The sequence below is a fragment of the Streptomyces sp. RP5T genome (assembly GCF_003933965.1).
In the GTDB taxonomy this organism is placed as follows: Bacteria; Actinomycetota; Actinomycetes; order Streptomycetales; family Streptomycetaceae; genus Streptomyces.
On sequence record NZ_RSAJ01000300.1, the window covers coordinates 1 to 10,106 of the forward strand.

The 10,106-nt window shown below is 70.5% G+C and carries 11 protein-coding genes; 6 read left to right on the top strand and 5 right to left on the bottom strand.

Annotation, left to right across the window (positions count from 1 at the left end):
- Window positions 1-55: 55 nt before the first annotated feature.
- On the bottom strand, window positions 56-373 hold the full coding sequence (locus tag EHS43_RS26930) for a putative quinol monooxygenase (protein ID WP_125193339.1): 318 nt from the start codon (window positions 371-373) through the stop codon (window positions 56-58).
- 145 nt (window positions 374-518) lie between these two features.
- Here EHS43_RS26930 and EHS43_RS26935 point away from each other — a divergent pair, with 145 nt between their 5' ends.
- Together EHS43_RS26935 and EHS43_RS26940 are read left to right on the top strand one after the other, a co-directional pair.
- Window positions 519-1,424 carry an AraC family transcriptional regulator gene (locus EHS43_RS26935; protein WP_125193340.1) on the top strand — a complete coding sequence of 302 codons (906 nt, stop codon included), beginning with the start codon at window positions 519-521 and terminating at the stop codon, window positions 1,422-1,424.
- A gap of 138 nt (window positions 1,425-1,562) precedes the next feature.
- Complete coding sequence (locus EHS43_RS26940; protein WP_125193341.1) at window positions 1,563-2,312, top strand: SDR family oxidoreductase; 750 nt, start codon at window positions 1,563-1,565, stop codon at window positions 2,310-2,312.
- A 388-nt stretch (window positions 2,313-2,700) separates the two neighbouring features.
- Here EHS43_RS26940 and EHS43_RS26945 read toward each other — a convergent pair whose 3' ends face one another.
- Together EHS43_RS26945 and EHS43_RS26950 are read right to left on the bottom strand one after the other, a co-directional pair.
- Window positions 2,701-3,084: a hypothetical protein gene (locus EHS43_RS26945; protein WP_125193342.1), complete on the bottom strand. Its 384-nt coding sequence runs from the start codon at window positions 3,082-3,084 to the stop codon at window positions 2,701-2,703.
- An 87-nt stretch (window positions 3,085-3,171) separates the two neighbouring features.
- Window positions 3,172-4,350 carry a cytochrome P450 gene (locus EHS43_RS26950; RefSeq protein WP_260470730.1) on the bottom strand — a complete coding sequence of 393 codons (1,179 nt, stop codon included), beginning with the start codon at window positions 4,348-4,350 and terminating at the stop codon, window positions 3,172-3,174.
- A 561-nt stretch (window positions 4,351-4,911) separates the two neighbouring features.
- Between EHS43_RS26950 and EHS43_RS26955 the strand changes: the two genes are divergently transcribed.
- From EHS43_RS26955 to EHS43_RS26970, 4 genes are all read left to right on the top strand, one after another.
- Entirely contained in the window at window positions 4,912-6,393 is a 1,482-nt protein-coding gene (locus EHS43_RS26955; RefSeq protein ID WP_125193344.1) for an aldehyde dehydrogenase family protein, read from the top strand.
- A gap of 151 nt (window positions 6,394-6,544) precedes the next feature.
- Window positions 6,545-6,685, top strand: a complete 141-nt coding sequence (locus EHS43_RS26960) for a hypothetical protein (protein WP_369009056.1) — start codon at window positions 6,545-6,547, stop codon at window positions 6,683-6,685.
- A 53-nt stretch (window positions 6,686-6,738) separates the two neighbouring features.
- Window positions 6,739-6,930, top strand: coding sequence for a ferredoxin (locus tag EHS43_RS26965; RefSeq protein WP_125193346.1), 192 nt, complete (start codon window positions 6,739-6,741; stop codon window positions 6,928-6,930).
- The gene (locus EHS43_RS26970; protein WP_125193347.1) at window positions 6,927-8,027 is read left to right on the top strand and encodes an NAD(P)/FAD-dependent oxidoreductase; all 1,101 of its coding nucleotides are present in this window, start codon (window positions 6,927-6,929) and stop codon (window positions 8,025-8,027) included. Before EHS43_RS26965 ends, EHS43_RS26970 begins: the two co-directional genes overlap by 4 nt.
- Window positions 8,028-8,049: 22 nt before the next feature.
- On the opposite strand, the gene EHS43_RS26975 is transcribed toward EHS43_RS26970, so the two are convergent.
- Together EHS43_RS26975 and EHS43_RS26980 are read right to left on the bottom strand one after the other, a co-directional pair.
- A complete protein-coding gene (locus EHS43_RS26975) occupies window positions 8,050-8,787 on the bottom strand; it encodes an EthD domain-containing protein (RefSeq protein ID WP_125193348.1) in 738 nt (245 codons plus the stop codon).
- Window positions 8,788-8,858: 71 nt separating this feature from the next.
- Entirely contained in the window at window positions 8,859-10,067 is a 1,209-nt protein-coding gene (locus EHS43_RS26980) for an MFS transporter (RefSeq protein ID WP_125193349.1), read from the bottom strand.
- Window positions 10,068-10,106 lie beyond the last annotated feature (39 nt).

Here is a 10,106-nt window from a genome sequence, read left to right on the forward strand (position 1 = left end):
GGAGGCTGCCGCCTCGGCAGGCGCGGGGGCGGCAGGCTGTGAACTGATCGGGGCTTCAGAAGGCGGCCTTGCCGCGGACCGGGACGTAGTCGGTGTACGCGGGCTCCTTGGCCAGCAGCGGGTCGATCCGCGCCACGATGGCCCGGGCGGCCTCACTGGCGAAGATCCGGTGATGAGCGCTCTCGCTGGTCCACCCCTCGATGACGTGGACGACGTCGGCATCGGAGGCGGAGCGGGAGACCAGGTAGACGACGCATTCGTGGCTCGCGCCGGGACTGCCCTCGTTCAGGCCGGTCAGCAGCAGGTCGACCAGCCGGTCGCCCATGCCGGGCCTGGCGGTGAGGGTGGCGCTGAAGCCGTGGTCGGGGATCATGGTTGGCCTCTCGATCGGTGGTGGAGTGCGGTGATTCCATTCAAGCGAGCTGACCTGCGGAAACGTTAGAACGATGCTCGCCCGCACTTGCACGATCCTCGCGAGTACGGGAGCCGTGGCCCGAGGCGGTGCTGCAATGGGACGCATGCACCTCGAAGAGTTCCGCACCCTGCTGGCCCGGCATGCGCGCCCCGACTGGACCACCGCCATCGACGGCGTCCTCGTCTCGAAGGTCGACCGTCCGGACCCCCCGGCCCCGTCCATGTCCGGCAAGGTGCTGGCGGTCATCGCCCAGGGCGCCAAACGACTCGCTCTCGGCGACCGGGTGTACGAGTACGGCCCCGGGCAGTACCTGGTCGCATCCGTCGACCTGCCCGTCACCGGACAGTTCACCCAGGCCGCCCCCGACCAGCCGGCGCTCGGCTTCGGTCTCACGCTGGACCCGTCCGCCGTCGCCGAGTTGCTCCTCCAGGCCGGCCCCGGAGACGCCCCCCGCCCAGGCAAGGGCACGCCCTCGGCGATCGCCGTCAGCGACGCCCCGCCCGCGATGCTGGACGCCGTGATCCGGCTGCTGCGGCTGCTCGACGAGCCCCGTGACCGGGCCGTACTGGCCCCGCTGGTCAAACGCGAGATCCTGTGGCGGCTGATCACCAGCGAGCAGGGGGCGACGGTGCGTCAGCTCGGCCTCGCCGACAGCAGCCTCAGCCATGTCTCCAGGGCCGTGCGCTGGATCCGCGAGAACTACGCGGAGCCCTTCCGGGTCGAGGACGTGGCCCGGATGTCCGGCATGAGCGCCTCCGCCTTCTACCGCAACTTCCAGGCGGTGACCGCGATGAGCCCCATCCAGTTCCAGAAGCAGATCCGGCTCCAGGAGGCCCGGCTGCTGCTCGCCACCCACCCGGGCGATGTCACGGGAGTCGGCCAACGCGTCGGCTACGACAACCCCTCCCAGTTCAGCCGGGAGTACCGCCGCCAGTTCGGCGCGCCGCCCAGCCGGGACGCCGCCCGCCTGCGCGACGCCGCGCGCACCCCCACCGGTGTCCTGCCCTGAGAGGATCACGCAAGGGTGAGCGAGGATTGTTCTACTGTTCCCGCAGGTCAGAGCGATTCAATGGGATCACTGATTCTTCTGCGGAGCAGGAAAGTGCCTGTGTTCCGCGGATCCCATCACATCGCCGAGGGACACAGCATGAAGACAGTTCTGATCACGGGTACATCGTCCGGATACGGCCGTGCGACCGCCCTCCATTTCCACGCGCAGGGGTGGCACGTCATCGCCACGATGCGCACCCCCCGCGTGGGCGTCCTGCCCGAGTCGGACCGGCTCCGCGTCCTCGAACTCGACGTGACCGAACCCGAGAGCATCACGGCCGCGTTCGAGGCGGCGGGACCCATCGACGTTTTGGTCAACAATGCGGGCGTCCCGTCGATCAGCGTGTTCGAGAGCACCCCCATGGCCCGGGTACGGGAGGTTTTCGAGACCAACACCTTCGGCGTGATGGCGACCACGCAGGCGGTACTGCCTCAGTTCCGCGAGCGCGGCTCCGGCGTGGTGGTCAACGTGACCTCCAGTGTGGTGCTGGGCCACATGCCGCTCTCAGCCGTCTACAAGGCGAGCAAGATGGCCGTCGAGGGGTTCACCTCGTCCCTCGCGCTCGAACTCGCGCCCTTCGGTGTGCAGGCGAAGACGGTCGAGCCGGGCGCCTGCCTGACGACCAACTTCGCCGCCAGGGCGACGAACGGCGCCGCACTGGACGAGCTGGTCCCGGCGCCCTACGCACCGTGGGCGAAGAAGGCCATGGACTCGTTCACGGGCCAGGACCTGTTCACCAAGGAGACCGATGTCGCCGAGACGGTGTGGCGAGCGGTGCACGACACGACCGGTCAGCTGCGCTTCCCCGCCGGTCCCGACGCGGTCTGGCTCGCCCAGGCGAAGTGACCGACCGGCAGGCAAGGAGATGCGGACGTACGTCAGAAGCCGGCCCCGCGCACACGCGCGGGGCCGGCCGCCGTAGCGCGTGCGGTCTGCTCGGTGATGCTGGACAAGTGCCTCACCCGGAGGGGGCGGCGCCTTCTGCCGCCTTGTTGAGGACGCGGTCCGGGCGCAGGCCCCGAGGCATGTGGTGTGCAGGGCCGATTTACCTTGCCGACCGCGGGCCTGGGCGTCGCCGACCATCCGTGGTCCGGCGCGTACTCCGTGGGCCAGAGCCTTTGGGACACCGCGCAGACGCTCAACTTCTCGCTGACCGGGGGCCTGACCACCGGGACAGTGCACGTCTGGTCGACCAACGTCAACCCCATCGACTTCGCGACCGGAATGGTGCACGTCACCGACATCGCGACGTCAGGGGCCCCGACTCGCTCACCGTCCAGCGCGAATATATCTCCACGCTCACCGCCGACCGGCGCTGGCCGGACCGCCCGCCGGCCGGCTGCAGCCGGAGAGCTGCGGCCAGCGGCTCTCGGTCGGGAACGCGGGCATCGGGGGCAACATGGTGCGCGCCGACGTCGGCTCGGATCCCCAGGGGCCGGCCGGCAGGACGCGGTGCGCACATGTTGCCCTCGGCCAGCCGGGCGTACGGATCATCGGGGGGTGCGATGCTGCCCTGTTCCTTGTCGAACAGCACCCAGGCCGGCATCCGGACCGCGGTGAACAACTGGATGCGCACGCGCGGGGCGTTCGACGCAGTCGTCGACTTCGACGCCGTCATACGATGGCCAACGCTGTCGACCTGTCCACGCTGCGGCGGCCGCGCTCAGGCGGAGAAGGCCTGTTGGCGCTGCCATCGCCAGAGCGTTCAGGTGACGATCCGGCAGGGGAGCCTGTTCAGTCCGTGCAGGGTGTTGTTCACGATGAACTCGGGCCTGCCGATCTCAAACCGGCGCACCCGTGCCAGTAGTGCGGTGAGGAGGGCGTGTGCCTCCAGCTTGGCCAGGTTCTGGCCGACGCAGGCGTGGATGCCGACGCCGAAGGTCAGGTGGTCGGAAGGCTTCCGCGTGATGTCGAAGCGCTCCGGGTCGTCCCACTTGCGTTCGTCGCGATTGGCGGAGGCGTACATGACGGCGACCCGACCACCTGCGGGAACGGTGACGCCGTCGCACTCCCAGGGTCTGGTGGTCACCCTGCTGAACACGGTGACCGGTGACGCGATGCGCAGGACCTCCAGGTAGGCGGCGGGCACCAGGGAGGGGTCGGCCCGCAGCGCGTCCCACTGGTCGGGATGTTCGGCGAACAGCCGGACGGCGGCCGCCAGGGAGAGGATCGTGGTGTCCATGCCGGTGGCGAGGAACGCCATCATGAGGGTGACCGCGGCGGCCTCGTCGATCTCACCCGAGTCGACCGCCTCCCAGACGCGGGAGCCGAGACCGCCCTCGGCAAGCCGGTCCCTGGCGGCGGTGGTGCTGACGTAGTGCAGCAGAGCCTGCTGCTGTCGCATGGCGGCAGGCGTCCGCTCGCCGAAGGGACCCAGACCCTCGAAGGTGGAGGCGCCGAACTCGAGGAGCTGGTCGCGGCCTTCCTCGGGAAGTCCGATGAGATCGGCGACGAACCTCGGAGTGAATGCCTCCGCGAGGTCGGACACCGCGTCGAACTCCGCACCCGTCGCCAAGCGGTCGACGATGTCCTCCGCCGCGGCGGTCACCGAGGGGCCGAGATCCCGCAGCGCCCTGGGCATCAGCATCCGGGAGAGGATGACGCGCAGGGCGGTGTGGTGAGGGGGGTCCGAGGCCAGCACGCCACCGGCCATGAGCTCGTTCATGCCGGTCGTGAAGCCCACGCCGGACGCGGAGCTGAAGGTGTCGTGATCACGCAACGCGGCACTGACATGCTCGTAGCGCGGCAACGCCCACGCGTCGAACCGGCTGAGCCGCACCACCGGTCCCGCATCCCGCAGGCGCGAGTACACCGGATAGGGATCGAGAAGTGTGTCGGTGGCGAACAGGTCGACATCGCTTGAGGGCAGGGTCGTTGAAGGCATCATTGGCTCCGGGGTCGACGGCCGCCGTGTCAGCCGGCGCGGCTGTCACGGTGTGCATCCGCAGCGCGCGCCGTGCTGTTGTCCGGGCGTGACGGCACGAGGAGACCGGCCGCTTGGCGTGGCGCTCACTGTCCATCGATCATGCGCATCGCCATGGGTTGGGGTCCAACACCGAATCGCGCACGTAAGGATCGAAGGTTGCGATTCACCGATGACCCCGGGCTTGAACTGCACGGCCGTGACCGGAGTCGGTCCATCGTCGTCTTCGATGGCTGCGTGTCGGGATCCGTGTTGGACTTCAGGGCCCGCGGAGCAGCATCATCAGCGAGGGACAGCAATACCGGACAGACGGCCCGCGGGATCATCCGTGGAGAGCGGTGTTCCGCCTCATTCCGCACGGAGTCGAGATCTCCGCTGCCGCTCGGAGACCGACGAAGGGCCCTGACCGCTCGCGCGGCCCCGGCCGCAGTTCCTCGCCACCCACCTGCCCCCTGCGCCGGTGCGAAACCCAACTCGCGGACCCTGCCCGCGCAGCGACCTTCCTGACAATGGAGCCGCCCCATGGTCATCACCCGTGCACTGCTGATCGACGGCAAGGAGAAGAGTGCGCGATCCGGGCGCACCACGCCGGTCATCAACCCCTCCACCGGACAGATGTACGCCACCGTGGCCGCGGCCGGCGTCGAGGACGTCAGCAGCGCCGTCGACGCCGCCCAGGCCGCGTTCGAGGACTGGGCGAGGTCGGACCCGTTCACCCGTCGGGCGATCTTCGCCAAGGCCGCCGACCTGATGGAGCAGCGTCGCGAGCACATCGTGGACCTGATGGCCGGTGAGGTGGGCGCGACCCGGCTGTGGGCCTCGTTCAACGTGACACTGGCCGCCGCGATGCTCCGCGAGGCGGCCGCTCTGATCACCGCCCCGCGGGGCGAAGTGCTCACCACGCAGCAGGATGGCGCTCTCAGCCTCGCGGTGCGCGAACCCCTGGGCGTGGTGGCCGCGTTCTCCCCGTGGAACGCCCCTCTCGTTCTCGGGACCCGCGCGGTCGCCGCCGCCCTCGCCGCCGGCAACACGGTCGTGCTGAAACCGAGCGAAGTGGCTCCTCTGTCCGCCGGGCTCCTCATCGGGGACCTGCTGCGTGAAGCCGGGCTGCCCGACGGGGTCCTCAACGTGATCACGAACGACCCCGCCGACGCTCCGGACATCGCCGAGGCCCTCATCGCTGATTCCGCGGTACGCGCGGTGAACTTCACCGGCTCGACGCACGTCGGCCGGATCATCGGCACCCATGCCGCGCGCCATCTCAAGCCCGCGCTTCTGGAGTTGGGCGGCAAGAACGCGGTCATCGTCCTGGACGACGCCGACGTGGACTACGCGGTCGACGCCGCCGCCTTCGCGGCGTTCATGAACTCCGGGCAGATCTGCATGTCCGCCGACCGGATCCTCGTACACGAGTCGCTCGCCGAGGAGTTCACCGCCAAGTTCACGGCCAAGGTCGCCGCCCTGCCGTTCGGCGATCCCACCGACCCGGCCACGGTGATCGGCCCGTTGGTCAACACGGACCCCGACCAGCGATGCGGGCTCTACGCGGCTCGCCGTGTCGCCGCCCTGGTCGAGGACGCGGTCGCCAAGGGCGCCACCGTACTCGTCGGCGGCGAGATCGAGGACGCCTCTCACTCGGCGACCGTCCTCAGCGCGGTCCCCGTCCACGCCGACCTGCACGGCGCGGAGACGTTCGGTCCGCTCTGCGTCGTCGACACCTTCGCCACCGACGACGAGGCCGTCACGATGGCCAACGACACCGACCAGGGGCTGACCGCCGGCATCATCACCGAGAACGGCACCCACGGCCTGCGCGTGGCCCGAAGGCTGCGGACGGGCATGGTCCACATCAACGACCAGTCCGTCGCCGACGACCCCCAAGCGCCCTTCGGTGGAGTCGGGTCCTCCGGTTACGGCCGCTTCGGAGGCCGCTGGGGCATTGAGGCCTTCAGCAACACGCGCTGGATCACTCTGGCCACCCAGCACGCCTCCTATCCGTTCTGAGGGTTCGGGGGACGGGCCGGCTTCGTGGGCCGGCCCGTCCCCGGCGCGCTGACCAGCACAGCCCGGCGCACCACTTCGGCCGACGGTGTCGAACTGGCTCCGAACGAGGTCCGGGACCCTGCCCGGGTGTGCTCAGGCCGACCGGGCGCCGATGGACCACGTCGGCTTCGGACACGGTGTCCACGGTTGCGCCGGCCAGGGCCTGGCGCGCGTCGAAGCGCAGGCGGTCTTCTCCGCCCTTCCCTACCGCGTCGACCGCATCGAACTCGCCGGCCCCCGCGCCGGCACCTGAACCATGTGATCCGCGGGCTGGAGCCTGCCGGTCACCGTGACCACCAGAAGGGTGTGACCGTGAGCATCGAACTCATTCCTGGCCGTTGTGAGGGACACGCCGTGTGCGAGGCCATCGCGCCGGAGGTGTTCCGGGTGGACGACGACGGAATGGTGCAGCTGGTTGCCGGCGGCGACCACGAGGGGGCGACCGCCCTCGCGGCGGTGCGTTCCTGCCCGGTAGCGGCCCTGCGGGCCACGTCATGAAGCGGATCGTCGTCGTAGGAGGCTCGATCGCGGCAGTGACCGCCGCGAGCTGGCTGCGCGTGAGGGGCTTCGACGGGACGCTCACTCTCCTGAGCGCGGAGACACAACAGCCCTACACCCGCGTTCCCCTGTCCAAGACCGTGCTGTCCGGAGAGGCGACGGACGCCTCCACCGCCCTGCCGCCCCTCGACCACAGCGTCGTACTGCGACTCGGGACCCGGGCCGTCGCGCTGGACACCCGGGCACGCCGGGTGATCATCGACAACGGCGAACCGGTGCCTTACGACGGCCTCGTGATCGCCACCGGGGGCCAGGCCCGGCGGCTGAGCCCTGCCGGCATGTCGGGGGAACGGGTGCTGCGCACGCTCGCCGACTGCGTGGCGCTGCGCGAGGACCTGACGCGCGCCCGCAGCGTCCTGGTCGTCGGAGCGGGGCTGCTGGGCATGGAGATCGCGTCGACGTGCCGCACCCTCGGCCTGCAGGTCACGGTCGTCGACCGGGACCCCCCGCTGCGCCGGGTGCTCGGGCGGGTGCTCGCCGAGGTGATCACGGATGCCGCGCGTGAGCACGGAGTGGTGCTCAGGACGGTGCCCGGCGGTGTCCGGCTGGTCGGCTCCGGCACGCTGGAGGGTGTCGACGCCGACGGAGACCTTCTGACGGCGGACGTGATCGTGTCGGCCGTCGGGGACGTACCCGCTGTCGACTGGCTCACCGGCTCCGGCCTGTCGCTCGACCGCGGTGTGGTCACCGACTCCCGCGGCCGCGTGGCGGACGGCATCGTCGCGGCGGGGGATGTGGCGGTCGTCCGTGGGGCGTGCCGCCGCCCGCACTGGACCAACGCTGTGGAGCAGGCGCGCGTCGCGGCGGACGCGCTGCTGGGGCAGGACGCGGCCGGGGCGTCACTGCCCTCGTACTTCTGGACCCACCAGTTCGGCGTCGAGGTGAAGATCGCCGGTGAACCTGCGGGACTGGGCGAACCGGAACTTGTGGACGTCGATGGCCGCTCCATGCTCCTGCGCTGGTCGGCCGGTGCGGCGGCGACCGTGAACCACACGATGCCGGTCCGCAGACTCCGGCAGCTCGCCTCCGCCTTGTGACGGGGCGTGAGCACAGACGGGTTCAGAAGATCGTCACCTCGCGGCTGTAGAGGGCGAACGAACGGGAGGGGTCCCAGAAGCGGCCGGTGCCGTCGGACCGCTCCCGCAGCGAGCGCTCGTACGAGGGGAAGTGGGCCAGTGCCTCCTCCTCGGAGCCGTAGTAGAGAGCGGAGACTCCCGCGTAGACGGCCACGGTCCCGCCGAAATGGCGCAACGCCCCCTCGGCTCCCGGCACCTGCCGGTGCTGGACCCATCCGCGTACCGTCCCGGCCTGCGGGCCCCCCTCGGCGATGACTTGCTCGTGAGCGGTCTGCCACCGGTCGACGACGTCGTCCTGTTCCAGCTGTGCTGCTCCGCGAACGAAGTGGAGCACCTTCACGGGGGCCGTGCCTGTGCCGGACACGGGGGGCGGCACCAGGCCCTCGGACCGGGTCAGCAGGGCCAGGGCGCTGGGCAGGTCGTTGAACCGGGCGCCGTCGGGGCCGATGACCTCACGCGAGTACGGGTGGGACATCGTGGCTGCCAGCGCACCCATGTCGTCGAATCGGAGCTCGGTGACGGAGTCCCGGCCGAACGTCGTCAGGTGGGCCGGGTCCCCCTCGACGCCGAAAGACGCGTCGAACACGTGGTTTTGGACATAGCTCCTGATCAGGAGGGGATTCGCGGCGGACAGCGGCCCGTGCACATGGTGCAGGTGCCGCAGGAACGCGCTGTGTGTCATGCCCGGCTTGCGGCGGATGGCGGCGATCAGGGTCAGCATGGTTCTCCGTTCCGGAAGCGGGCAGGTACCGCAGGCGTGGTGGCCCGCGGCACCTGCCCGGGTCAAGTGGCTCAGCCGGCCGTCTGCCGTACCGGCTCCGGGACGGCAGACGGCCGGCTGCGGGCGGCGAGGCCGAGTGGGGCGGTGGCGGCGGCTGCGGCGAGGGCGAGCACCCCCATGGCGTTCGTCAGCGTGCCGACGGCAGAAGTGAGGGCGAGGGCCACGAGCGGACACAGGAACTGGCCGAGGAAGAAGGATCCTGTCCACAGGCCGGTGCCACGGCCGCGGTCGGCGTAGTCGAGCTTGGACATGGCGAGAGTGAGCAGGCTCGGCAGCATGATGCCGCCACCGAGGCAGGTGATGACGGCACCGAGGGTCAGCACGACGGGGCCGGGGGCGAGCCAGACCACCGCGAAGCCGAGTGCGCACAGGCCGAATGCGGTGGGCAGCCAGGTCTGCGGGATGCGGCCGACCTTGGCGAAGAGGGCCGAGCCGACCACGATCGCGGCACTGGTGACGGCGGTGGCGAGCCCGATCACGCCGGAGTTGCTCACGCCCATGTCGTCCAGGAGGAACGCCATCTCCACCTGGAGCGTGTAGAAGAGGACGGCGCCGAAGACGGTCAGCGCGCAGGTGCCTGCCAGCGGGCGCCAGGGAAAGGGCCGCCTGCCCCCGGCTTGCGGGGCGGTGGTGTGGTGTACGCCGGCCTGGCCGGTACGGGGCCGGGGCAGGAACGCGGCCATGGCGGGCGCGAGCAGCAGGCTCACGGCGTAGGCCCAGAACGGCATGCGCCATCCTGCCGCTCCGGCCGCACCGCCCAGTACGAAGAAGGCAGTGGCGGAGATCGCCGCGCACATCGTCTGCAGCGCGAGGTAGCGGTCGCGTTGCCGGCCGGAGTAGTAGTCGCCGAGCAGTGTGGTGCAGCAGGTCATGATGGCGGCTTCTGCGACGCCGACGAGAGCACGACTGGCGACGACGGCGACGAGGGAGTCCAACCACAGGGGAGCGGTGCCGAGGACGGCGTACACCACGGTGGCGGTGACGAGGAGGCCCTTGCGGCCGATCCGGTCCACGAGGACGCCGGCGAAGGGGGCCAGCAGGGCCAGCGACAGGGCGGGGACCGTCAGTGCCATGGGGACGAGCACGTCGGCACCCTGGGCGTCGGCGAAGTGATCGCGCATCTGTGGCAGGACCGGGGCGATGAGCACGGCCCCCAGGATGGGCAGACAGGCACCTGCCATCAGGAGCAGGAGACGAAGCCGGTGTCCGGGGCCGGACACGACCTGCTCGGACGGGGTGCCCGCGTCGGCCTTGGACGG